The organism is Aliiroseovarius sp. ABM4_368, from assembly GCF_056161205.1.
In genome coordinates, this window is sequence record NZ_JBSWYR010000001.1 from 1,046,764 (window position 1) to 1,071,613 (window position 24,850).

Here is a 24,850-nt window from a genome sequence, read left to right on the forward strand (position 1 = left end):
ATGAAGCCCCCTTGCCAAGAGGCATCGGGGAACTGCGCGGATAAAGCGCCTAATGCGATCAGGTCGATCACCAACGCTGATCTTTTTCACCTATACGCGAACTTGTTACCGCGAACGGGAACACCTATGTTCAAACGCAAAATATTACCCGACAGGAGGGGTCATGCGTTTTTTCCCAATTCTAACCGCATTGCTGGTCGTCGCGGGCTTGTTCATGCTTGTATTTCAGCGTGACACCCTTGACGAAGCTGCGGGCGTGACCGATGCCTCTGACACAGTTGCGGAAACTCAGGCCGAAGCCACAGATGAGCAGACCGGATTGTCGGTCGTCGTCTTGAAATCCGAAGCGCGCGAGGTCGAGACCCCAATCGTGATCCGCGGCCGCACCGAAGCCACCCGCCGTGTCGAGTTGCGCGCCGAAACCACGGGTCAGGTGATCTCGGACAAGTTGGCCAAGGGGCTGACTGTTGCCAAGGGCGATGTGATGTGCCGCCTTGATCCCGGCACCCGCGACGCCAGCCTTGCCGAAGCCAAGGCCCGTCTGGCCGAAGCCAAAGCCCGCGCCCCCGAGGCCGAGGCCCGTGTCATCGAAGCACAGGCCCGCTTGGACGAGGCTACGATAAACCTGACCGCTGCCGAGAAGCTCTCGCAGGGCGGGTTCGCCTCGGACACCCGCGTCGCCAATGCCCGTGCAAGCGTCGAAGCCGCACGGGCGGGCGTCATTTCGGCCCAATCGGGCGCGGCCAGTTCGGATGCGTTGATCCAATCCGCCGCTGCCGCTGTGGCCGGTGCCGAACGCGAAATCGAACGGCTTGAGATTCGCGCCCCCTTCGCGGGCGAACTGGAAACAGATACCGCCGATATCGGCACCCTTCTGCAAGCGGGCGCGCAATGTGTCACCTTGGTGCAGTATGATCCCGTGCGTGTCGTGGGCTTTGTGTCCGAGCTGTTGGTCGATCAGCTGTCGACCGGGCTTGAGGCAAATGTCCGACTGTCTTCGGGCCGGACGTTGCAAGGTAACGTGACCTTCGTGGCCGACACCGCCGATCCCATCACCCGCACTTTCCGTGTGGATGTGGAAGTAATCCCAGCCGAAGGCGAAGCCTCCGTTCGTGCAGGTCAAACGGCAGAAATCGTCGCCACTGGCCAAGGCACTGTGGCACATCTGCTGCCGCAAAGTGCGCTCACGCTGAATGACGACGGAAATCTGGGTGTACGTATCGCACTGGAAGACAAAACCGCCGGATTTATGCCCGTCACCGTGGTACGCGATAGCCTGCAAGGCGTCTGGGTCACAGGACTGGGCGACACAGCCGACGTCATCACCATCGGCCACCACTATGTGACTGACGGATCTGCCCTTGCGATCACCTATCAGGAGGCCGGGCTATGACGGCCATCATCGACTGGGCTTCTGAACGGGCCCGAATGGTCATAGCTTTCGTGATCCTGTCTATTTTGACGGGCACGATTGCCTATGTCAGCCTGCCAAAAGAAGGAGAGCCGGACATCGAAATCCCGGCTCTGTTCGTATCGGTCCCCTTCCCCGGCATCTCTGCCGCCGACGCCGAACAACTGTTGGTCCGCCCGATGGAGACCGAACTGGCCGACATTGATGGCTTGAAAACCATGTCCGCCACCGCCGCCGAAGGCTATGCAGGCGTGGCATTGGAGTTCGAGTTCGGCTGGGACAAGACCAAGGTCATGGCGGACGTGCGCGACGCGATGAACAACGCCGAGGCCGATTTCCCGATGGGGGCCGACAGCTATTCGGTCAATGAAATCAACTTCTCGGAATTTCCGATCATCATCGTGAACCTGACCGGCAATGTGCCAGAACGCACGCTGGTTCAGATCTCGCGCGATCTTCAAGACCGGCTCGAGGCTTTGGACAGCGTGCTGGAAGCCTCGCTTGCTGGTTATCGCGACGAGATGATCGAGGTCGAAATCGATCCCCTGAAGCTGGAAGCCTACAACGTGACCGCGGGCGAGCTGATCTCGGTTGTGCAGAACAACAACCAGCTGATTGCGGCGGGGGATATCAAGACGCCCACCGGGTCCACAGCGGTCAAGATCCCATCCTCGTTTGACGAGCTACAGGACATTTATGACCTACCCATCAAAGTGAACGATGACAGCGTGGTAACGCTGGGCGATCTGGCGTCAATCCGCCTGACCTTTGAAGACCGCGAGGGCACGGCGCGCTTCAACGGCGACACCACCGTTGCGCTTCAGGTGGTCAAACGCAAAGGGTTCAACCTGATTGGCACCGCCGCCGAGGTGCGTCAGATCGTGGAAGAGACCCGCGCCGATTGGCCGCCCGAGCTGCAAAAAGCCGTCTGGGTTGGCACGTCAAACGACCAATCCATCATCGTGGACAGCATGGTGCGCCAGTTGGAAGGCTCGGTCGTCACCGCGATTGCGCTGGTGATGATCGTGGTCTTGGGCGCCTTGGGCACCCGTCCTGCCCTGCTGGTGGGTTTCGCTATTCCGACCTCGTTTCTGTTGACCTTCGCCCTGTTTGGAGCCCTTGGGGTTACGATCTCGAACATCGTGATGTTCGGGCTGATCTTGGCCGTCGGGATGCTGGTCGACGGGGCGATTGTGGTCGTTGAATATGCCGACAAAAAGATCAAGCTGGGGGTCGGCCCCATGCAGGCCTATACGATGGCCGCCAAGCGGATGTTCTGGCCCATTGTCAGCTCGACCGCGACAACGCTTTGCGCCTTCCTGCCTATGCTCTTTTGGCCCGGCATCCCGGGTCAGTTCATGGGCTGGCTGCCCAAGACGCTGATCTATGTGCTGTCAGCCTCGCTTTTGGTGGCGCTGGTTTACCTGCCCGTTGTTGGCGGCGTTTCAGGACGCATCAGCCGCCTTTTCGGCACGCTGTCGAAAGCCCTGTCCTTTGCCCCGATCTGGGTGCGCGTGCCGCTGGCGGTGATCTTTGCCTATGTGCTGTTCCTTTCGGGCCTGCAACTTCTGAACCCCGGCTATATCTTCGGCGGCACCAGCCCGATCCAAGGCGCGATGTCGATCCTGCCCGGTGCGCTGATGTTCCTGATCGGGGCCTCTGGCACCTCGATCGCGATGGGGTCCATAGACTGGCACATGCCGTGGCATCGCACGGATGACCACATCCAAGGCGGCTATCAGCGCACTGCATTTGGCCGCGTCATTCATTTCATCGCAGGCAATCCGATCATGCCGGTGGTCTCGATCGTGTTGGTTATTGCCTTTGTGATCGGCACATTCTCCACGTTCAGCCGCAACAGCCTTGGGGTCGAGTTCTTTACGGACAGTGAACCGGAACAAGCCATCGTCTATGTACGTGGGCGCGGCAATCTAAGCCTCGCCGAAAAAGACGCTATGGTGCGTCAGGCGGAAGAGATCGCATTGAACACCAAAGGCATCGAAAGCGTGTTCGCCTTTGCGGGCGCTGGCGGTCTGAACCAAAACACCGGCGGCGCGTCTGGCCCGCGCGACACTGTGGGTCAGTTGCAGATTGAACTTGTCGCTTGGGCCGACCGCCCTTCCGTCGAAAAAGACGCGCCGCTTTTCGGGATCATTCCCTTCAAAACGCACGAGATCGACCCGGAATATGACGGCGACGCGGTGATGCTGCAGCTTGAAGAGAACCTGAAAACCATCCCCGGTATTCGGATCGAGGTTCTGAACCTGAACCGTGGCCCAGCTTCGGCCAAGCCCGTGCATATGCGTCTGAAAGGTGATAGCTGGGACAGCCTTCAGGCCGCGACCGCCACAGCTGTGGCGAAGTTCGAAAGCACGCCGGGGCTGAACGCTGTTGAAGACACCTTGCCCCTGCCCGGCATCGACTGGCAGCTTCAGGTTGACGTGGCCGAGGCCGGGCGCTTTGGCACCAACGTTGCCACCGTGGGCGGCATGGTTCAGTTGATCACCAACGGGATCCTCTTGGACACGATGCGGGTCGACAGTTCGGACGAAGAGATCGAAATCCGCGTGCGCCTTCCGGAAGAGGACCGCGTTCTGTCTACGCTGGACACGCTGCGTCTGCGCACGCCGGGTGGTCTGGTGCCGCTTTCTAACTTCGTAACCCGCACGCCGGTGCCCAGCTTCGCCCAAATCGACCGGGTGGATCAAAGCCGCTATTACGACGTGAAAGCCGCCGTGATCAGCGATCTGGTGCAGTTGACCGACGAAGACGGCACCGACCGCTATGTCACCCGCGCCGAGGCGGACGAGATCCTTGCCAGCGACGAAGGGCGCAACCTGACGCAGTCCCCCGTCACCCCGGCCACGCGCATCGCCGCGCTGACCGATTGGATCGAGACCACCGGCCTGCCCGATGGCGTCACCTATGAATGGACCGGCGATCAGGAAGACGAAGCCGAAAGCCAAGCCTTCTTGGGGCAAGCCTTCATTGGTGCGTTGGGGCTGATGTTCATCATCCTTCTGGCGCAGTTTAACAGCATTTATAACTCGATTCTGGTGCTTCTGGCGGTGGTTCTGTCCACCACGGGCGTCTTGATCGGGATGATGGTGATGCAACAACCGTTCTCGATCATCATGACAGGCACCGGGATTGTCGCGCTGGCAGGGATCGTGGTGAACAACAACATCGTTTTGATCGACACCTATCAGGACTATTCAAGCCACATGCCCCGGATCGAGGCCATCACCCGCACTGCCGAGGCACGGATTCGTCCCGTCCTTCTGACCACCATCACCACGATGGCCGGTCTGGCCCCGATGATGTTCGGCCTGTCGCTGGATTTCTTCGGTGGTGGCTATTCTATCGACAGCCCCACGGCGCTGTGGTGGAAACAATTGGCAACCGCTGTAGTCTTCGGCCTTGGCATTGCGACCGTGCTGACGCTGGTCTTCACGCCGTCGATGCTGGCGCTTCGGTATTGGATTTCGGCAGGTGCCTATCGGTCGTTCACGACTTTGGAAAGCCTTGCCCACAGTTCGGGCCAGATCGCACGCGACCGGACACTTGAAAAGGCCGCCAAAAAGCAAGAGCTGCACGAGCTGCAATGGGTCGATCTTGACCCGGCTCCTGCACCAGCAACCGCCGCCACTGAGGTCGTCGTCACCCCAGAACCCGCTGAGCCTGACCCAGAACCGGCAAAGCCCGGCAGCGGCAAAGAAGCGGCAGAATAAACGAAAGGCGCGGAGGGATCCGCGCCTTTCATCTTTTCAAAGCCTTGGGCCCGGTCAGCCCGCCAGCGCCGCCGGCTCGTCCTCGCTGGCTTGACGCGCCCACATCGCGGCATAGCGGCCACCGCGCTCCAAAAGCTCGTCATGGGTGCCTTGCTCGACGATGATGCCTGCTTCCAACACCACGATCTCATCCGCATCTACGATGGTGGACAGGCGGTGCGCGATGGTGATCACCGTGCGTCCCTGCCCCATCTCGCTGAGGCTGTCCTGAATGTCGCGCTCGGTCTGGCTGTCCAAGGCGGATGTCGCCTCGTCCAACAGCAGGATCGGTGGGTTCTTCAAAAGCGTGCGCGCAATGCCCACGCGCTGCTTTTCACCACCTGACAATTTCAAACCGCGCTCGCCCACTTGGGTCTCATAACCTTCGGGCAAATCCATAATGAAGTCGTGAATCTTGGCGGCCTTTGCAGCGGCCTCGATCTCGGACCGCGAGGCTTCTGGGCGGCCATAGGCGATGTTATAAAGCACCGTATCGTTGAACAGCACTGTGTCTTGAGGCACCACGCCGATCTGCGCGTGCAGGCTGTCTTGGGTCACGTCGCGCACGTCTTGCCCGTCGATGGACAGGCTGCCGCCGTTCACATCATAAAACCGGAACAAAAGCCGCCCAATGGTGGACTTGCCCGACCCGGACGGACCCACAATGGCCACGGTTTTCCCCGCGCCCACATCCAACGAAACACCTTTCAGAATGGGCCGCGCGGCGTCATAGCCGAAATGCACGTCTTTGAACGACAGCGCACCGCCATTCACCGAAATCTCGGCCGCGTTTGGCTTGTCGGTCACGTCGGCGGGCTGCTCCAGCAGGTCAAACATCTCGCTCATATCCACCAGCGCCTGCCGGATCTCGCGATAGACCGTGCCAAGGAAATTCAGGGGCATGGTGATTTGGATCATATAGGCGTTCACCATGACGAAATCGCCAACGGTCAACTGGCCATTCTGTACGCCAACAGCCGCCAAAACCATGACAGCGACCAAGCCGCCGGTGATCAAAAGCGCCTGCCCGAAGTTCAGGAAAGCCAGCGAATAAGACGTCTTCAAGGCGGCCTGTTCGTACCCCGCCATCGCGCTGTCATAGCGTTCCGCCTCGCGCTTTTCGGCACCGAAATACTTGACGGTCTCGAAGTTCAGCAGTGAATCAATGGCCTTTTGGTTGGCGTCCGTGTCTTGGTCGTTCATTTCCTTGCGGATACGCACGCGCCATTCGGTCACTTTGAAGGTGAACCAGACATAGGCCCAGATCGTGACCACGACGACGGCCAGATACCAGACGTCGAACGTCACAAACAGGATCAGCGCAATCAAGCCCAGCTCGAGTATCAGCGGCCCCATCGAAAAGAGCAGGAAGCGCAACAGGAACTCGACCCCTTTCACGCCACGCTCGATGATGCGGCTTAAACCGCCGGTCTTTCGCGTGATGTGATAGCGCATGGACAGGCGGTGAATATGAGTGAAGGTTTCCAGCGCCAATTGGCGTAGCGCACGTTGGCCAACACGGGCGAAGATCGCATCGCGCAGTTGCTGAAACCCGTTGGTCATGACCCGCGCCATACCGTAAGCCAAGGTCAAACCGACGGCCCCAATCCCCAGAAGATAGGCTGGGGCGGTGCCCTCGCCTGCCAACTCGTTCACGGCCCAACCATAGAACCAGGGTGTTGTCACGGCGACAATCTTGGACAAAAGAAGTGCCAACATCGCCAGCACAACGCGGCGTTTCACCCAAGGCTGATCCTCGGGCCAAAGGTAAGGCGCGACGCGCCTGATGGTGCGCCAATTGTTGTCTGGAAGCTCGGTTGAAGTGATTTGGCTTGGCGCCATTGCGTTAGGTCCTAGCAGCTATGAGAAGTCGGGCGACGCAAGGTTCTGGCTTGCGTCGTTTCAATATTTCATCAATATTTGAACTATGAAACAGAGTCGAGTCCTGAAATCCCTGTCTGCCATGGCCCATGACACACGGCTTGAGATCGTGCGTCTGCTGGTACCGCGTGGCGATGACGGGCTGTGCGCCGGAGAGATTGCGCAGACGCTTGGGGTGTCCGCCTCGGGTCTGTCGTTTCATTTGTCGCAGCTGGAACAAGCGGGGCTTCTAACCTCGCGCAAAGAAAGCCGGCATGTGATTTATGCGGCGGATCGGGCGGCACTTGGGGGCGTGATTTCTTATTTGCTGAATGATTGCTGCGCAGGGGCTGCCGAGATTTCCGGCTGTATTGTTCCGACTGCGCTTGCCAAGTAAGGGGCTTTGCCCCTCGCCCCATTGGGGCTCACCCCAAGGTATTTAGAACAAGAAAATATGGGCGCTGAGCTATTCCGGAATGGTGAAAACCTGCCCCGGATAAATCAGGTCGGGGTCCTTAATCTGATCTTTGTTGGCGTCAAACACACGCACGTAAAGCAGCCCCTCGCCCCATGTCTCGCGCGCGATGGCCCAGAGGGTCGAACCGGGTTGAACCGTGACGGCCTCGACTTTGGCAGAGTTCTCGGAAGTCGGGGCCGTTGCGGCGATCTGCGACACGTCTTCGCGTTTGAACGGGGTTTCGGTGCGCGAGGTGACGGTGCCATCAGCGGCAAGCTCATCCACACGCAGCGTATAGACCCCGGCGGCCACATCCGGCAGCGGCAGACGCCATTGGCCGTTTTCCGGTATGGGCGCAGTTTGGATCGGATCATTGTCCAGATAAACTCGCAGTGCGCCCCCGCCCGAGGCGCGGCCGGACAAGGCGACCTCGCCCTGATCATCGTACGAGATGGCGTCGATGATGATGTTCTGAACGGTCAGGTCGCTGACCTCGTCTTGCAAGACGGTGATACCGTCGTCGTCGGCCAACAGCACGCGGGGTGCTTCAGATTGCGGTGCGGTGACGTCGTTGCCAGCTGCGGCGGGTGCGTCCGGCACGGGCTCCGGCATCGGCAGTGGCGCGCGGGGTTCAATCAGGACAGTTTGGGCTGGGGCCGCGTCTTGGGTCGCGTCGCCGGTCTCATCCATCGTTTGCAGGCTTAGCTGGCCCGGCTCAGTGATCGACAGGTCCAGCAGGGCGACGAAATTACCTGCGTCATCGGCATTCAGCATCTCGATCGGCTCGCCGTTCATGGAAAGCTGCACGTTTGCGCCGGGTGCTGCGTGGCCTGCGACCACGGTGCGGCCTTCGGGATCGACGCGGACCACGTCAAATCCGGGCGCATCGGCCAGAGGCTTGGGCGTTGCCTGTGCGGCTGGGGTGTCTTCGGCGCCCGTTTCCGGGGTCGCTTCTGAAGTGGATTCTGTGGTGGTTTCTGTGGTTACTTCCGGAACCGGATCCTGCAATCCGATGGCAAAAAACCCCAGCGCCGCGACGACCGCAGCGGCCCCAATTCCGATCCACACCTTACCAGCGCCCGAAGCGCTGCCTGCGTTTTCCGCCATCTGGTTCCCCTGTTGCGATCTTACTGTCGCCATCATCTTGTCCGAGCCTAGCAATACCGCTAACACCGGTCAAAAGATCATTCCAAAATCGGCGTTTCGGGGGCCCTCATGACACAACACACTGCTTCGATTTGCGTTTACTGCGGCTCGCGTATGGGCAAAGATCCGGCCTATCGCGCCAGCGCCGAGGGGCTGGGAGCAGCGCTGGCCGATAATAACTGGCGGCTGGTATACGGTGCGGGCGATGTAGGCCTTATGGGCGCCGTTGCGAAAGCCGCCCAGCATGCAGGCGCGGACACGTTCGGCGTGATCCCCGAACACCTTCTGAACTGGGAGGTCGGCAAGCGCGACCTGACCAGCTTTATCGTGACCGAGAACATGCACGAGCGCAAAAAGGTCATGTTCATGAACTCGGACGCGGTGGTTGTGCTGCCCGGCGGGGCAGGATCGCTGGACGAGTTTTTTGAGATCCTGACATGGCGCCAGTTGGGGCTGCATGACAAGCCGGTGTTACTTCTCAATGTGAACGGGTTCTGGGATCCGTTGATCGGGCTGCTGGATCACGTGATCGCAGAAGGCTTTGCCGAAGACAGCCTGAAAGGCTTCGTCACGGTTGTGGACGACGTGGATCAGGCTGTGGCTGCTTTGCGCGCGGCTCTGTCCTGACGGTAAGCACCTGCCGAGTAGATCGCCAGCGCCGCCCAGATCATCGGGAAGGCAATCATGTGCCAAAGCGTGACGGTCTCGCCCAATATGGCAACGGCGCAGAGGAATTGAAGACTGGGGTTCAGGTATTGCACCACGCCCACAGTCGATAAAGTCAGGCGGCGCGAGGCATAGCTGAACAGCATCAGCGGGCCGCCGGTCAGCAGCCCTGACCCGATCAACATAGCGCTCGTCACAAGGTTTGACCCAAAAACAGCCCCATTGCGGCCCACAATCCCGTCCCAGCCCTGCGTATGTGTGCCCCAAAGCCAGATCAGCGCAAGCGGAGCAAGGAACAGAACCTCGGCGGTGACGCTGACCACCGGGCCAGCTGCGATCAATTTCTTAATCACGCTATAGGCTGCAAAGGTACCACCAAGCAGCAGCGCCAGCCATGGGGCGACGCCCAGACCCAAGGTCAGGACCAGCACCGCAACAGCGGCCAAAAGCACCGCGGTCAGCTTGCTGGCAGAAAGGCTTTCGGAAAAGAAAACCACCCCCAGCGTTGCCATGATCAGCGGGAAGATGAAATAGCCAAGGCTGGCCTCGACCACCATGCCGACTTGTACCGACAGGATGAACCCACCCCAATTGACCGAGATCATCACAGCCGCCAACAACACCAAAAGCGCCGTGCGCCCGGTCATCAGGGCGGGCAGCTCTTTCAAGCGGCCTTGCAGCGTCAGATAGAGCCCCAGCAGCACCAGTGACCAAAGCGAGCGATGGCTGAGAAGCTCCAAAGGCGGCACATGAGCAAGCGCATAATAGTATAGCGGCGACAGGCCCCAGACGGTGCAGGCCACGATGATGGCAATAACGCCTTTGGTTGTGTCACTCATGCGGCCCTCCTGCCCTCCTGCCCCGCAGACTTGGCACAAAAAAAGCGGCCACCCAAGGGGCAGCCGCATCTTGTTTCGTGATCTGGGGCATCACGCCCGCATGGGTTACAGGCGCGAAGCCACGTTTTCCCAGTTGACCAGATTGTCGAGGAAGTTCGACAGGTAAGCGGGGCGCTTGTTGCGGAAGTCGATATAGTACGAGTGCTCCCAAACGTCGCAGCCCAGAAGCGCGGTCTGACCAAAGCACAGCGGGTTCACGCCGTTTTCGGTTTTGGTCACAGCCAGAGAACCGTCAGCGTTCTTCACCAGCCATGCCCAGCCCGAACCGAACTGACCAGCGCCAGCAGCCGAGAACTGCGACTTGAACTCGTCAACCGAACCGAAGCTTTCGGTGATCGCTTTTTCAAGCTCACCCGGCATGGCAACTTTGCCCGGGCCCATCATTTCCCAGAACTGGTTGTGGTTCCACAGCTGCGAGATGTTGTTGAAGATACCGTTTTGCGCGACAGCTTTGTCGTCATAGGTGCCAACAATGATCTCTTCGAGGGTCTTGCCCTCCCACTCGGTGCCGGCGATCAGCTTGTTGCCGTTGTCGACATAAGCCTTGTGGTGCAGGTCGTGGTGAAACTCCATGGTTTCAGCCGACATGCCAAACTCGGCCAGAGCATCGTGTGCGTAAGGAAGATCGGGAAGTTCAAAAGCCATAATAGGGCCCCCTGTTCAATGCGTGTTTCCGTTGCCTATTAGATGGGGCAGCGGATGGGGGAAGGTCAAGGGGGACCTCCCCTCATCGCGCAAGATTACTTGGTGATTTTGCAGCCGCCTTTGCCACGAAACGTGTTTGAATAGCGAAGAGGCTTGCCGGAAACAGTTACCCGACCGTCCGGGAAGACTGTGGCAGAGTAGACCACGCTGATATTTGTCTGACCGGCGCTTGACGACTTGGCCCCTTTCAATCTCCAACCGAACGTGATGCGCTTGTCGTTTTTTGTGTTCACTTTACCGGCAATTGGGCCACCCATCCAGTGATTGATCATTCCGTCAATCACGCTGACATCACCTGTATTTTCATCATGCTTGATAACAATACGTTCTGGGATCCAGTTCAGGTTACCTTGATCCTTCACGCTGCAATCGTATGTTTTGGCAGTTGCAGGGGCAGCTGCGATGGTCAATGCGGCCATCAGTCCGAAGGTCGGGATGAATTTCATTTGATGTATCCTCAATACTACGCCAAGCAGTTCGAGCACCTCATTTCACTTGGGGATGATCGAACCAGAACTCGTCAAAACTCTGATATCTCTGCTCAACAAATTTACTGCGTGCAGGGGTAAATCGAAACAACCGCAACTTCAACCAATACAAGATCACACATAGGTTGAGCGAACAATGCGGTGAAAATTGGTCATCAGTTCGCAATCCGGAAACGCCCATGGTTGTTTTATGGTTGTTTTAAAGCCAGATCAGCGCCCCGCCGCGGTGGACGCTGGTATTCGCGCGTTTTGAATCCGATTCTCATGCAAAGAGGATTTCAGCAACGCCGCCCCGGATTGTAAGGCGAAGCAACATGTCTCTTGACGGCAACCAGGTTCGTCAAGCCCCTGAAATCCCGCAAGAATGTTTCACGCCTGGCGTTATTCCAATCACGCGCACATGTTTTGGGTGCCCGACGAAATACCGGATAAAGGGATCCCAGAGCTCGGATCTGATCACATCAATACGGTGATCCAATAGAATGCGCTTCGAGAATCAGTATCCCGGCCCGCTTTACCTGTCACAATGTCGAAAAAACCTCGGCCTGCACCATCTCTGGCAACAGGTCGAGGTAGACAATCATTACCGTTTTACACGGTGCGAAAATAGACATTTTCCCGCAAAGGTAGCAAGTATTTATATCCTAAAGAGGGGGCCGACTTACCAGACCTCGCCACCAGTCCGCGCCGCGTCTTTCAGCAGATCGAACGCGTATTGCGCGACTGATCGGAAGCAGACCAACACCACGGTTTCGTCGTCTTCCAGATAGAACGCCGCTGGGATCTGCGCAATGCGGGTACGGCGCAGCATACCGGGTTGCATGACGGAAGTGTCGGCGGGCGTCAGTTTGGCGATCACCTCGCGACAGGCAGCACCTTTCACGCGATAAACCGCGCGGGCGTCGGACACGTTCACCACCAATGAATGCTCGTCGCCCAACGACTCGGTTGCTGCGTCAACAATGGCCTCGGCGTCAGTGTAATCGACGATCAACAACAGCTCGTCCGGTGACATCCAGCCAACGCGGCCCTTGGCGCCTTCTGTAACCTCGCCCTGCCCCGGAATAGCAGCCCCTGTGGCGGCTTTCACCGCCTTGGCAACGCCCTTGGAAGCAAGGTCCCCGCGCAGGGTGATCATACCAGTCAAGCCGGCCTCTTCGATCTTACAATAGCCGTCAAACGACGCGCCTTGGAGTGCGGATACAGCGTTAGACATTCTGCTTCTCCCCGTCCTTGTCATAGAAGACCGGATCGCAGATCCGCGCCTTGATCACCGTGTTCGAGCCATCGACAGTCGGGAAGTCAATGACTTCACCCATCCGGTCCGGCCCGTGCTTGACCAACCCCATCGCGATGCCTTTCTTCAGCGTCGGCGAATAATAGGTCGAGGTCACGCGCCCAATCATGTTGCGTTGGCCGTGGACATTGTTGCCCTCGCCCACAGCATAAGCCCCGTCTGGCAGGACAGAACTGTCTAGCGTTTCCAGACCCACCAGCTTCCAGCGCTCGGGATCTGTCATGTGTGACCGCTGCTGCGCGCGTTTGCCAAGGAAGTCTTCCTTTTTCTTGGAAATCGCCCAGTTCAGCCCCAGATCCTGCGGGATCACGGTACCGTCGGTTTCGTCCCCGATCATGATAAAGCCCTTCTCGGCGCGCATGATGTGCAGACACTCGGTGCCGTAAGGCATCACGCCGAACTCTTCCCCGGCCTCTAGAAGCGCATCCCAGAAGGCGCGGCCTTGGCTGGCGGGCACGGCGATTTCATAGGACAGCTCGCCCGAGAACGAGATGCGATAGACGCGTGCGTCGAACCCGCCGATGGTCCCGTCCTTCCACTGCATGAAAGGCAGCGTTTCTTTCGACACGTCCATCCCGCCAAGCTTTTCCAGCACCTTGCGGGCGTTGGGGCCAACCACGGCGACCTGCGCCAGCTGCTCGGTCACGTTGGCGACATAAACTTTCCAATCCCACCATTCGGTCTGCAGCCATTCCTCCATCCACGCGTGGATGCGGTCCGCGCCACCCGAGGTGGTGTGGCAAAGCCATGTATCCTCGTCGATGCGCGCCACAACACCATCATCCGACAGGAACCCGTTTTCCGAGCACATCAGACCGTAACGGCATTTCCCGACAGCCAAGTTCGACATCATGTTGGTGTACATCATGTCCATGAACTTGCCCGCGTCGGGGCCTTTCACGATCAGCTTGCCCAGCGTCGAGGCATCCAGCAGCCCGAGGTTTTCGCGAGTGTTCAGAACCTCGCGATGCACGGCCTGTTCGTTGGTTTCACCCGGCTTGGCATAGCAATAGGGACGACGCCAGTGACCGACCGGCTCCATATAGGCGCCCGCATCTTCGTGCCACTGATGCATCGGGGTGCGACGGATTGGCTGGAAGATTTCGTGGCGGGCTTCGCCTGCAATCGCACCGAAGCTGATCGGCGTGTATGGCGGGCGGAAGGTGGTGGTTCCGGTGGTCGGGATCTCTTGATCCAGAGCATCAGAAAGAACCGCCAAGCCATTGATATTGGAAAGTTTCCCCTGATCGGTCGCCATGCCCAACGTGGTGTAACGCTTGGTATGTTCGACACTTTCATAGCCTTCGCGGGCCGCCAGCTGAACGTCGGAAACCTTCACGTCGTTCTGATAATCCAGCCACATCTTCATGCGCTTCTCAGGACCCGCGCCTTGCGGCATGATCCAGACAGGCGCCATGGGCTGTGCATCCTCGGCGTCCGCTTTCGGACCCGCCTTGCGTACTGCTTTGCCGCCCGCCGCTTTGGCCGCCGCCTTACCTGCGCCGTAAGCATCTTCCAGCGTGTCAGCCAATGACATCGCGCCCGAGGCCGTGCCTGCCGTCACAACAAACGCTTCGCCGTCATGGCTGGTCGGCGCGCGGTTTGAATCGGGGCGGAAATGCGCTTGCGCCTCGTCCCAGATCAGTTTGCCACCGCAATGGGACCACATGTGCACAACCGGGGACCAGCCGCCGGACATGGCAACCGCGTCGCATTTGATCTCTTCCAATGCCGAGCCCTCGCCCGCCTGAAGACAGATCGACACGCCGGTCACGCGCTTGCCGCCATGCACCTTGGCGATGGCGCGACCCGGTTCGACCCGGATACCAGCGGCGCGGGCGGCTTCGGCCAGCGGGCCGGATGCCACGGGCCGAGCGTCGAGAACCGCAGGCACGTCCAGCCCGGCCTCTTTCAGCACCAGCGCGGTGCGATAGCCGTCGTCGTTGTTGGTCACAACCACGGTGCGGTCGCCAATGGACACGCCCCAGTTCACCACGTAATCGCGCACGGCCGAGGCCAGCATGACGCCGGGAATGTCGTTGCCTGCAAAGGACAAGGGCCGTTCAATCGCGCCGGTTGCGGTCACGATCTGCTGGGTGCGGATGCGCCACAGACGGTGACGCGGACGCCCATCGCCCGGCGTGTGATCTGCCACACGCTCGTAGCCCAGCACATAGCCGTGGTCATAAACGCCCGAGGCCATCATGCGGGTGCGCAGGGTGACGTTCTCCATCGCGGAAAGCTCGGCCAGAGTGGCCTCGATCCACGCGTCCACCGACTGCCCGTCGATCTCGCCGCCATCAACAGCTGCGCGGCCACCCCAGTGATGGGTTTGCTCCATCACCAAAACTTTCGCGCCCGAACGGCCCGCGGCCAGAGCCGAGGCCAGACCGGCCACACCGCCGCCAATGATGACGACATCAGTGTGGTGATAGTAATGCTCGTAGCGATCTACATCGGCCTCGGTCGGAACCTGTCCCAGACCGGCGGATTTACGGATCACCGGTTCAAAAACGTGCTTCCACGCAGCCGCGGGGGCCATGAAGGTCTTGTAGTAGAACCCCGCCGGCAGGAAGCGCGCGGCATAGTTGTTCACCACACCCACATCGAACTCAAGGCTCGGCCAGTGGTTCTGCGAGGTGCAGGTCAGACCGTCAAACAGCTCGGTCGTGGTGACGCGCTGGTTGGGTTCAAAGCGATCGCCCTGCCCCAGATTGACCAAAGCGTTCGGCTCTTCCGCGCCAGAGGCTACGATCCCACGCGGGCGGTGGTATTTGAACGACCGACCCACCAGCATCTGGTCTTCGCCCAGAAGTGCAGCGGCCAGCGTGTCGCCCTCGTAGCCCTTCATACGTTTGCCGTTGAAGGTGAAGTTTTTCGGTTTCGAACGGTCGATCAGACGACCGCCTTGTGCCAGACGGGTGCTCATTCGTAGCCCCCCCACTCAGGATGTTTCTTCTTGATCTTGGCGACCAGCTCTTTCGGCGGCTCATAGGTCTGGGCCGCGTACGTGCCGTAAACCTCAAGCGTCAGGGTGTTGCGCGCCGCGTGAAACCATTTGCCGCAACCCGAGACATGCCGCCAGCGTTCAAAATGAACGCCTTTCGGGTTCTTGCGGTGGAACAGATAGGTTTCGAACTCGTCATCAGACGAGCCGGGACCAAAGCGCTTCAGATGCGCTTCGCCGCCGCCATGCAGGTCCGTTTCATCGGCCATTACGCCGCAATAGGGGCATTCAAGGATCAGCATTACTCTGCCTCCGGATTTGTACTGCAGGGGATCGGTCTAAGTGCATATTCAGGATCAACTTCTTCTGGCAGCCCCACCTGCAGGCTGAAACCACCGCTGCTATTTCGTGTCACCACAAAGCTTGGCGGCCTTGGCTCCCACGACTCCTGACGCCCCCTTGGATCAACATAGAAAACTGCGACCCCTCCGATGGGATCAGTTATACGAAGGTCAACATCCCAGCCTCTATGTCGCTTAAAAGACATCGGTTCGATCCCTCTCGGGGTCAGGATATCCTCGTTTTTGAAATCAACATAAAAACCCTTGGGAATGTCTGGTTCAGCAAATACTTGGCCGTATGTGCAATCCAGAAACTCCGGAAATGGTGAAAAATCACGACCCTGCTTCATGCAAGCTGCCAGCGTCATGCTCGAAGCGAGAAGCAATATTGGCGTGAGAAGCTTGCCCATCAGTGAGCCACCCCCGCAGCCACGCTTTCATCGATAAAGCGTCCCTCGGTGAAGCGGTTCAGACCGAACTCGGCGGCCAGCGACCCCGGCTCGCCCTTCGCAACGGTCTCGGCCATGGCCCAGCCCGATCCGGGGATCGATTTGAAGCCGCCGGTGCCCCAGCCGCAGTTGATGAAGCAGTTGCCCAAAGGCGTCTTGCCGATGATGGGCGAGCGGTCGCCGGTCACATCCACGATGCCTCCCCATTGGCGCAGCATCTTCAGGCGCGAGATGATCGGGAAGGTCTCGACCAGAGCGCGGACGGTCTCTTCCACGTGGTGGAACGATCCGCGCTGGGTGTAGTTGTTGAACCCGTCAGTGCCGCCGCCAATCACCAACTCGCCCTTGTCGGATTGTGACATATAGCCGTGTACGGTGTTGGCCATGACGACCACGTCGATACAGGGTTTGATCGGTTCAGAAACCAGAGCTTGCAGGGCAACGCTTTCCATCGGCAGACGGAAGCCCGCCATCTCGGCCAGGTGGCCCGCGTTGCCCGCGACAACCATTGCTAGCTTATCGCAGTCGATCTGACCGTGTGTGGTTTCGACGCCGGTGACGTTGCCGCCTTCTTGGCGCACGCCGGTCACTTCGCATTTCTGGATGATGTCCATACCCATGTCGGAACACGCACGGGCATAGCCCCACGCGACCGCATCGTGACGTGCGGTGCCGCCACGGGCCTGCCACAGCGCGCCCAGAACAGGATAGCGCGGGCCGTTGATGTTCATGATCGGCACCAGTTCCTTCACACGCTCAGGCGAGATGAACTCGGTCGCCACACCTTGCAACGCGTTGGCATGCGCCGTGCGCTCATAGCCGCGCACTTCGTGCTCGGTCTGGGCCAGCATCATGACGCCGCGGGGCGAGAACATGACGTTATAGTTCAGATCCTGCGACATGGTCTCGTAGAGCGAGCGCGCTTTCTCATAGATCGCCGCCGAGGGATCCTGAAGATAGTTCGAGCGGATGATGGTGGTGTTACGACCCGTGTTGCCGCCCCCCAGCCAACCTTTTTCGATGATCGCCACATTGGTGATCCCGAAATTCTTGCCCAGATAAAACGCCGTGGCCAGTCCGTGGCCCCCAGCCCCTACGATCACCACATCGTATTTCTTCTTGGGTTTGGGCGATTTCCAAGCCCGCTCCCATCCAGTGTGATAGCGCGCGGCCTCCCGCGCGATGGCAAATGCCGAATAACGTCGCATGCGATTCCCCTGTCTGGGTTTTCGGTTTGTGTCGGTTTTACGCCCAAGCGACACGACACCATCCAAGGCCAGCGTCATTTGATTGGAAAAAGACGACATATTCCACAAATCACGTCACTTTTACGGCAAGCCGATTGTCGCAGGTCCGCATCTGGGGTTTTGCGACAGGCCATAGCGCATTACATGGTGTGAGCTAGTGATTGCAAAGCCGCGCGGAGGATACATGGAAAACTTGGCATTCTGGGCCATAATTGGCGCTGCCACTTTCGCGACCATTCTTCTGCTGGCGCGGCGGATGCTGGCGCGCCCTGCGGCAGATCCGACCGAGGACGGCGCGACGATCACATCCGACATGAAGGTCTATCGTGATCAACTGTCTGAGCTCGACCGCGACATTGCCCGTGGCACCGTGTCGAAGGAAGACGCCGACCGCGCCCGTGTCGAGATCTCGCGCCGATTGCTGGACGCTGACAAGGCCGCACAGGCGCGTAAAACCTCGGGTGAAACGCCTCAAGGTCTGACCCGCGCAACGATGGGGATCATCGCCCTTGTGTTGGCGGTGGGCAGCTTTGGACTTTACTGGACTATCGGCGTTCCCGGCGCCCCGGATTTCGGACGCGCCAAACGCATCGCCATCAGCGACGAGATGCGCCAGAATCGCCCGTCGCAAGCGCAGGCCGAAGCGCAAATGCCAATTTGGGCAGGACCGCCTGCCGATGCCCCCGCGGATTATCTTGAACTGGTCGATGGCTTGCGCAAGGCTGTCGCTGGTCGCCCCGATGACCCGCGCGGTTTGGACTTGTTGGCACAACATGAAGCCGCCCTCGGAAACATGGTGGCCGCGCGCACGGCGATGGGGCAACTGCTTGATCTCAAAGGCGATACTGCCACACCGGATGATTACGCCCGTCAGGCCGAGCTGATGATCAACGCCGCTGGCGGCTTTGTCTCGCCCGAAGCGGAAGGAATGCTGCGCAGCGCGCTGGAGCGCGACCCGCGCCATGCTTTTGCCCGCTTCTACTCGGGCTTGATGTTCGCCCAGAACGGGCGACCGGATCTGGCGTTCCGCATGTGGCGTCGTCTGTTGGAAGAAGGCCCTACAGACGCGGAATGGTGGCCTGCCATCCGCGAACAGATCGGAGACCTCGCAGCACTCGCAGGCGAAGACTATATTCCGCCCGCCGCCCCTGACACGGAACTCAGCGGTCCCTCTGCCGATGACATCGAAGCGGCCTCGGACCTGTCCGAAGAAGATCGCGCCGAGATGATTCAAGGCATGATCACCCGCCTGTCCGACCGGTTGGCAGCTTATGGCGGCACGCCTGCGGAATGGGCCCGCCTGATCATGGCACTAAGCGTTGTGGGCGATACGGAACAAGCCTCGGCAATCTATGCCGAAGCACAATCCGCCTTTGCGACCCAACCCGAGGCTCTAACCATCGTGACCCGTGCGGCCCAACAAGCAGGAATCGCGCAATGATCTTTGAAACCATCGAGGATTTCGCCGCCGCCCTGCCCCCAATGACTGCCCTTGCCGGTCTGGATCTGGGCACAAAAACCATTGGCGTTGCGGTTTCGGACAGTTTCCGGCAGGTGGCGACACCATTGGAAACCATCAAGCGTAAGAAGTTTACGCTGGACGCAGAACGACTGCTTGAAATTGCCAAAGACCGACAATTGGGCGGGCTCATTTTGGGTCTGCCCCGCAACATGGACGGATCCGAAGGCCCGCGCTGCCAATCCACACGCGCTTTTGCCCGCAATCTGGAAAAACTGACCGACCTGCCGATTGGCTTCTGGGACGAACGGCTGTCCACCGTCGCTGCCGAACGCGCGCTGCTCGAGGCGGATACGTCCCGAAAGCGTCGCGCCGAGGTGATCGACCACGTTGCCGCCGGGTATATCCTGCAAGGTGTATTAGATCGGTTGAGGCATCTAGGATGACAGACGACGTCTGGAAACGAAACGAGATCGCAAGCCCCTGCGTAAAGATTTGCGTGGTCCATCCACAGGCGCGGATCTGCACCGGTTGCTATCGCTCGATCGAGGAGATCGGCGGCTGGTCAGGCATGTCCGACGAAGAACGCGCGCGCATCATGGACGAATTGCCGGCCCGCAAATCCAGCTTGACCAAACGGCGCGGCGGTCGACGCGCGCGGTTGAAGAACTCCTGATCACCCACCTTCACTGCAACGTGACTGCACGGCATTGTACGCCGCGCTATGGTAACCTGAGACATTCAGGTGCCTCTCATGCGCACACTTCCACTGGTCCTAATTCTGTGCAGTCAGCCAACCTTTGCTCATGCTCAGGACTGGGGCACTCGCCCGGATGATCAGCCTTTGTCCGTTACAGAACTGCAAGACCAACTTGTGGGGAAGACGCTTGTTTTCTTTGACAGTGGACGGTCGGTCTATTCCGAAAATGGCGAATATTCCTACACTTACGGCGAAGGTGGCACGTGGTTGGGGCACTACGAATTGAATCCCGATGGGACTGCCTGCACCACCTTTGTCACTGGAAGCACCCGCTGTGATCTGATCGTACAAAGCGGCACACGCCTGACCTTAATCACGGAAGAAGGCATGCGCTTTCCAATCCGCGAGATCCTGTCTTCAAAATAACCAAGCGCGCGCGGCTGTGCCTTGCGCCCCGCGGGGCGGTGGCCGGCTGCGCCGGTTGGGGCGCTGCCCCCGCATGAGGTATTTAGAACAAGAAAATGAAAAGGGAGGCGCGAAGCCCCCCCGAAATGAATGTCTCATTTCCTTGTACGGCCATCGGCGCCACCGCCTGTACCGCATTTATAGGTATAGTCGAACAAGGTTAACGAACCCTTATTTTCGTGTCGTAAATACCTTGGGGGGGCGAGGGCTTCCCGGAAACTGTCTGGGAGACTGTTTCGCCTGAGAACGGGCGGAGCCCTGAGCTGGCTCGAGGGGCAAAGCCCCCTTCCCGCGAACCATTTAGATCAAAAAGGTTATTCTCCGGCCTGAAGCTCGGCCACGACGGTGGCCAGATCGGCATCGCCTTCCAAATCGGCCAGGGCGAAGTTCTCAATCACCGCGTCCTGCGACAGGGCCACGTTCTTGACAACCGACGGGCCATCGCCCGCCGGACCATAGGCGGATCCGTTCACGGCGAAATAGACCGACCCGGCATTGCCCGAACGCAGCACAGGGGCTTGTTCGGTCTTGGGCAAGACATAATGTTCGCCTGCATCCAAAATCTTTTCAAAGATCACGCTGCCATCAGCGGCCTGAATACGCACCCACGAGGGGCGAACGGCGAAGACGGCCACATCTGCCGCATCCGCGCCGAGCACTTGAACGGTGCTTTCAGGCGTTTCGACAGGCAGGGCAGCCGCAAGGCGCGTGTCACTTTCGGGGAACGTCTCGGAGCCAAAATCAACTTCGGGCGTTTCCAGCCCAGCCAGAACGCCAACCGAATTGGGGTTCAGCGTCGAAATCGGCGCATCGCGATGGGTCAGGACCGGCACTTCCAGCGCCTGCGGACGATAGAGACGATCCAACGCTTCGACCGTGGGCGGGGTGCTCAGACCAGCAGCAGCAACCTGCGTGGTTTCGCCATCCAAGCCGTCCACCGTTGGCGTCGCAGACGCCAATTCAGGCAATTCAGACAAAACGCCTGGTGTCTGTTCAATCGGGGCAAAGTCGACGCGTTGAACTTCTTTCAACAGCGACCAGCCGCCATAGCCAAGCCCGCCAATCAAAACCAACAGCATCGAAATCGATCCGATGGCCCCCGGTTCGATTCCGGTAAAAATGCTTTCCTTCTGGGGCACCCAGCTTGCATTCGGGTTGGCCAAAGGGTCACCACGATGTTCAACTTTGCGCTGGGGCGCCTTTTCGCTGACCAGGCCGTTCGACAACCCGCGATCAACTTCGAACCCGGCTTCGGAACAGAAGGTGGAATAGGCCCATTCGGGATCCAGCCCCAGATAGCGCGCATAGGACCGCACATAGCCCGCGATAAATCCTTGCGATGCGAAGGCCGTGGGGTCTGCGTTTTCGATGGCTGCGATATAGGTGGCTTTAATTTTCAGCTCGCGCTGAACATCCAGCAAGGACTTGCCCAAAGTGGCGCGTTCGCCGCGCATGACGTCGCCAAGAAGCACCTCGTAGGAATCGAACCCCGTAGGTTGTTCTTCTTCCTCGACCTTAGACGTGCTCCAACGCCCGATCATACGACTGCTCCTGATGCCTTCTTTGTCCCTAGGGCACGATTCGTGGTCCATCGTTTCCCTGAAGGGAAAGTAACACATCACGCGAAATTGTGCACATTAACTTTCAGCTTACGCTGAGAGTTCGGCACGATTTAGCTCACAATGTGACCATAGGCTGTCAAGCGCACGCACCAGCGTGTCCATTTCGTCTGGACCATGCACCGGCGACGGCGTGAACCGCAAACGCTCTGTGCCGCGCGGCACAGTCGGGAAGTTGATGGGCTGGACGTAAATTCCGAAGTTTTCCAACAACATGTCGGACAGCTGCTTGGTGTGGACCGGGTCGCCCACAATCACCGGCACGATATGCGAGCCGTGATCGATGATCGGCAGGCCCATGCCCTTCAGGCGCGTCTTCAGGATCTTCGCTTGGGTCTGGTGCTGCTCGCGCAGTGCGGTATCGGTCTTCAAGTGCTTGACCGACGCCGCCGCTGCTGCTGCCACAGATGGCGGCAGAGAGGTCGTGAAGATAAACCCGGGCGCATAGGAGCGTACCGCATCACACATCTTGGCCGAAGCCGCGATATAGCCGCCCATCACGCCATAGGCTTTCGCCAGCGTGCCGTTGATGATGTCGATCCGGTGGGCCAAGTTGTCACGTTCCGCAACCCCTGCCCCGCGCGGGCCATACATGCCAACAGCGTGTACTTCGTCGATATAGGTCAGCGCGCCGAACTCGTCTGCCAAATCACAGATTTGTTCAATTGGGCCGAAATCGCCATCCATCGAATAGACGCTTTCAAAAGCGATCAGTTTCGGAGCTGCGGGATCATCGGCTTCCAGAAGCTCGCGCAGATGGGCCACGTCATTGTGACGGAAGATACGCTTAGCACCGCCATTGCGACGCACGCCTTCGATCATCGAAGCGTGGTTCAGCGCATCCGAATAAATAATCAGGCCAGGGAACAGCTTGGGCAGCGTCGACAGGGTCGCGTCATTCGCAATGTAGGCCGAGGTGAACAGAAGCGCCTCTTCCTTTTGGTGCAGATCCGCAATCTCGGCTTCCAGACGTTTGTGATACACTGTGGTGCCCGAGATATTGCGCGTGCCGCCAGATCCGGCGCCGGTGGCGTCGATGGCTTCGTGCATGGCTTCAAGCACAACCGGATGCTGGCCCATACCCAGATAGTCGTTGCCACACCAAACGGTGACCGGCATTTCGTTTCCATCGGGTTTGGTCCAAGTGGCATGAGGGAACTGCCCTTTACGGCGTTCAATCTCGATAAAGGTGCGATAGCGACCTTCCTCATGCAAGCGCGACAGCGCTTCGTCCAGCTTGTGATTATAGTCCAAAGTACCCTCCCGGGCCGTTTCATCCTGTTCCCTGCGCAACCTTATACAGGGATTCCCCCGCAAAACGCATTCAAAAAAACGTATATTGCGCCTGTTCGCTTACCCATCTACCGGGATTGCACGCGGTTTTACATTGATCCATCTCAAACGAAAGTACTTTCCGCCCAAACGCGACAACTCGTCCATAGGACCTTTGGGCAGGATCGTATCTGGACAGTGGCAATGGCGGTGATAGGCTCACCACAACTTTCCCGAGACCCGGAGACACGATATGTCGCTTGACCCCGTCCTTGACCGCATCGATGCGGACCTTCCCCAAGCCCTTGATCGCTTGACTGAACTACTGCGCATCCAGTCGATTTCCACTGACCCTGCCTTCGCCGATCACTGTGTAACGGCAGCGGATTGGCTGGTGGAAGACCTGAAAGCCATTGGTTTTCAAGCAGATAGACGCGACACACCCGGCCATCCGATGGTGGTGGCGCATGGCGGCGAAGGGGATCGCCATCTTCTGTTCTATGGTCACTATGACGTGCAGCCGGTCGACCCGCTGGACAAATGGGACCACGACCCGTTCGCCCCTTTCATCGAAGACACGCCCAAAGGCAAAATCATCCGTGGACGCGGCGCGTCGGACGACAAGGGCCAGTTGATGACTTTCGTCGAGGCCTGCCGCGCGTGGAAAGAGGTGCACGGTTCACTGCCCGCGAAACTGACGATCTTTTTCGAAGGCGAAGAAGAATCAGGCTCGCCATCCCTTGTGCCCTTCATGGAACAGAATCGCGACGAGCTGACCGCCGATATCGCGTTAATCTGTGACACCGGCATGGTCAGCCCCGGCGTACCCTCGATCGCCAGCCAACTGCGCGGCATGTTGAAGGATGAATTCACAATTGTCGGCCCAAAGCTTGACCTCCATTCTGGCCATTATGGCGGCCCCGGCCTGAACCCCCTGCGCGAAATGTCCCGCATCATCGCCAGTTTCTATGATGAAGAAACCGGTAAAGTTGCCATTGATGGCTTCTATGAAGGCGTCCACGACACTCCGACCCAGCAATTGCAGGGATGGGAGAATTCGGGCTTCGACGAAAAGGCCTATCTGGACAATGCAGGCTATACGCAATGCCACGGCGAAAAAGACCGCTCTTGCCTGGAACAGCAATGGGCACGCCCAACGCTGGAAGTGAACGGCATCTGGGGGGGCTACAACGGTGTCGGTTCAAAAACCGTGATTCCGTCGGAAGCGCATTGCAAGATCACCTGTCGCCTGGTGGGCGATATGGACCCCGACAAATTGCGCGACCGGCTTCGCGCCCATGTCGAGGCGCATTTGAAGCCCGATATGAAAGTGATCTGGGACAACGATATGGAAGGCTCGCCCGCGTCGGTGATGGACATCACCCGGCCCGAGTTTAGCGCAGCCCAGAAAGGGTTGTCGGACGAATGGAACCGCGAGGCAGTTTTTGCCGGCATGGGCGGATCGATTCCGATTGCGGGCTTTTTCAAGTCTATCTTGGGCATGGAAAGCATGTTGGTCGGCTTTGCCAATGATGACGACAAGATCCACTCCCCAAACGAGAAATACGATCTTGAGAGCTTCCATAAGGGCATACGCAGCTGGGCACGGATCTTGGCCGAGCTGGCCTAAGCCTTATTGCACCACGAAAACA

Annotated in this window: 21 protein-coding genes; 9 read left to right on the forward strand and 12 right to left on the reverse strand. The window is 58.9% G+C overall.

From position 1 onward, the window contains the following. Positions 1–163: 163 nt before the first annotated feature. Both ACXAH3_RS05185 and ACXAH3_RS05190 read left to right on the forward strand, forming a co-directional pair. Positions 164–1,393, forward strand: a complete 1,230-nt coding sequence (locus tag ACXAH3_RS05185) for an efflux RND transporter periplasmic adaptor subunit (protein ID WP_474860990.1) — start codon at positions 164–166, stop codon at positions 1,391–1,393. Continuing rightward, on the forward strand, positions 1,390–5,142 hold the full coding sequence (locus ACXAH3_RS05190; RefSeq protein ID WP_474860991.1) for an efflux RND transporter permease subunit: 3,753 nt from the start codon (positions 1,390–1,392) through the stop codon (positions 5,140–5,142). Before ACXAH3_RS05185 ends, ACXAH3_RS05190 begins: the two co-directional genes overlap by 4 nt. Positions 5,143–5,196: 54 nt before the next feature. Here ACXAH3_RS05190 and ACXAH3_RS05195 read toward each other — a convergent pair whose 3' ends face one another. Further along, on the reverse strand, positions 5,197–7,023 hold the full coding sequence (locus ACXAH3_RS05195; protein ID WP_474860992.1) for an ABCB family ABC transporter ATP-binding protein/permease: 1,827 nt from the start codon (positions 7,021–7,023) through the stop codon (positions 5,197–5,199). Between the two features lie 85 nt (positions 7,024–7,108). Between ACXAH3_RS05195 and ACXAH3_RS05200 the strand changes: the two genes are divergently transcribed. After that, positions 7,109–7,438, forward strand: a complete 330-nt coding sequence (locus ACXAH3_RS05200) for an ArsR/SmtB family transcription factor (RefSeq protein WP_474860993.1) — start codon at positions 7,109–7,111, stop codon at positions 7,436–7,438. Positions 7,439–7,507: 69 nt separating this feature from the next. On the opposite strand, the gene ACXAH3_RS05205 is transcribed toward ACXAH3_RS05200, so the two are convergent. Beyond that, on the reverse strand, positions 7,508–8,605 hold the full coding sequence (locus ACXAH3_RS05205; RefSeq protein ID WP_474860994.1) for a LysM peptidoglycan-binding domain-containing protein: 1,098 nt from the start codon (positions 8,603–8,605) through the stop codon (positions 7,508–7,510). A gap of 108 nt (positions 8,606–8,713) precedes the next feature. Here ACXAH3_RS05205 and ACXAH3_RS05210 point away from each other — a divergent pair, with 108 nt between their 5' ends. Beyond that, positions 8,714–9,271 (forward strand): LOG family protein, encoded by a 558-nt coding sequence (locus ACXAH3_RS05210; RefSeq protein WP_474860995.1) that lies wholly within the window; start codon positions 8,714–8,716, stop codon positions 9,269–9,271. Here the strand turns inward: ACXAH3_RS05210 and rarD are convergent. The 8 genes from rarD to ACXAH3_RS05250 form a co-directional block, all read right to left on the reverse strand. Beyond that, positions 9,235–10,149, reverse strand: coding sequence for an EamA family transporter RarD (gene rarD / locus ACXAH3_RS05215; protein ID WP_474860996.1), 915 nt, complete (start codon positions 10,147–10,149; stop codon positions 9,235–9,237). The genes ACXAH3_RS05210 and rarD overlap by 37 nt on opposite strands. 105 nt (positions 10,150–10,254) lie before the next feature. After that, entirely contained in the window at positions 10,255–10,854 is a 600-nt protein-coding gene (locus tag ACXAH3_RS05220; protein ID WP_133486430.1) for a superoxide dismutase, read from the reverse strand. Positions 10,855–10,949: 95 nt separating this feature from the next. Continuing rightward, positions 10,950–11,360, reverse strand: a complete 411-nt coding sequence (locus tag ACXAH3_RS05225; RefSeq protein WP_474860997.1) for a hypothetical protein — start codon at positions 11,358–11,360, stop codon at positions 10,950–10,952. A gap of 703 nt (positions 11,361–12,063) precedes the next feature. Next, complete coding sequence (locus ACXAH3_RS05230) at positions 12,064–12,618, reverse strand: sarcosine oxidase subunit gamma (RefSeq protein ID WP_474860998.1); 555 nt, start codon at positions 12,616–12,618, stop codon at positions 12,064–12,066. Then, positions 12,611–15,628: a sarcosine oxidase subunit alpha family protein gene (locus ACXAH3_RS05235; RefSeq protein WP_474860999.1), complete on the reverse strand. Its 3,018-nt coding sequence runs from the start codon at positions 15,626–15,628 to the stop codon at positions 12,611–12,613. The genes ACXAH3_RS05230 and ACXAH3_RS05235 overlap by 8 nt, the downstream gene beginning before the upstream one ends. After that, entirely contained in the window at positions 15,625–15,948 is a 324-nt protein-coding gene (locus ACXAH3_RS05240; RefSeq protein ID WP_474861000.1) for a sarcosine oxidase subunit delta, read from the reverse strand. The genes ACXAH3_RS05235 and ACXAH3_RS05240 overlap by 4 nt, the downstream gene beginning before the upstream one ends. Further along, positions 15,948–16,397 carry a hypothetical protein gene (locus ACXAH3_RS05245; RefSeq protein ID WP_474861001.1) on the reverse strand — a complete coding sequence of 150 codons (450 nt, stop codon included), beginning with the start codon at positions 16,395–16,397 and terminating at the stop codon, positions 15,948–15,950. The genes ACXAH3_RS05240 and ACXAH3_RS05245 overlap by 1 nt, the downstream gene beginning before the upstream one ends. Beyond that, on the reverse strand, positions 16,397–17,644 hold the full coding sequence (locus ACXAH3_RS05250; protein ID WP_474861002.1) for a sarcosine oxidase subunit beta family protein: 1,248 nt from the start codon (positions 17,642–17,644) through the stop codon (positions 16,397–16,399). The genes ACXAH3_RS05245 and ACXAH3_RS05250 overlap by 1 nt, the downstream gene beginning before the upstream one ends. A gap of 223 nt (positions 17,645–17,867) precedes the next feature. On the opposite strand from ACXAH3_RS05250, the gene ccmI reads away from it, so the two are divergent. The 4 genes from ccmI (at position 17,868) to ACXAH3_RS05270 (ending at position 20,268) form a co-directional block, all read left to right on the forward strand. After that, positions 17,868–19,124, forward strand: coding sequence for a c-type cytochrome biogenesis protein CcmI (gene ccmI, locus ACXAH3_RS05255; RefSeq protein WP_474861003.1), 1,257 nt, complete (start codon positions 17,868–17,870; stop codon positions 19,122–19,124). Beyond that, positions 19,121–19,588 (forward strand): Holliday junction resolvase RuvX, encoded by a 468-nt coding sequence (gene ruvX, locus ACXAH3_RS05260; protein ID WP_474861004.1) that lies wholly within the window; start codon positions 19,121–19,123, stop codon positions 19,586–19,588. The genes ccmI and ruvX overlap by 4 nt, the downstream gene beginning before the upstream one ends. Then, complete coding sequence (locus ACXAH3_RS05265; RefSeq protein ID WP_474861005.1) at positions 19,585–19,818, forward strand: DUF1289 domain-containing protein; 234 nt, start codon at positions 19,585–19,587, stop codon at positions 19,816–19,818. Before ruvX ends, ACXAH3_RS05265 begins: the two co-directional genes overlap by 4 nt. A 78-nt stretch (positions 19,819–19,896) precedes the next feature. Further along, positions 19,897–20,268 carry a hypothetical protein gene (locus ACXAH3_RS05270; RefSeq protein ID WP_474861006.1) on the forward strand — a complete coding sequence of 124 codons (372 nt, stop codon included), beginning with the start codon at positions 19,897–19,899 and terminating at the stop codon, positions 20,266–20,268. Between the two features lie 353 nt (positions 20,269–20,621). On the opposite strand, the gene ACXAH3_RS05275 is transcribed toward ACXAH3_RS05270, so the two are convergent. Next, the gene (locus tag ACXAH3_RS05275; RefSeq protein ID WP_474861007.1) at positions 20,622–21,848 is read right to left on the reverse strand and encodes a helix-turn-helix domain-containing protein; all 1,227 of its coding nucleotides are present in this window, start codon (positions 21,846–21,848) and stop codon (positions 20,622–20,624) included. Between the two features lie 108 nt (positions 21,849–21,956). Beyond that, complete coding sequence (gene hemA, locus ACXAH3_RS05280; protein ID WP_474861008.1) at positions 21,957–23,180, reverse strand: 5-aminolevulinate synthase; 1,224 nt, start codon at positions 23,178–23,180, stop codon at positions 21,957–21,959. 271 nt (positions 23,181–23,451) lie between these two features. On the opposite strand from hemA, the gene ACXAH3_RS05285 reads away from it, so the two are divergent. Then, positions 23,452–24,828 carry a M20/M25/M40 family metallo-hydrolase gene (locus tag ACXAH3_RS05285; RefSeq protein ID WP_474861009.1) on the forward strand — a complete coding sequence of 459 codons (1,377 nt, stop codon included), beginning with the start codon at positions 23,452–23,454 and terminating at the stop codon, positions 24,826–24,828. Positions 24,829–24,850: the final 22 nt, after the last annotated feature.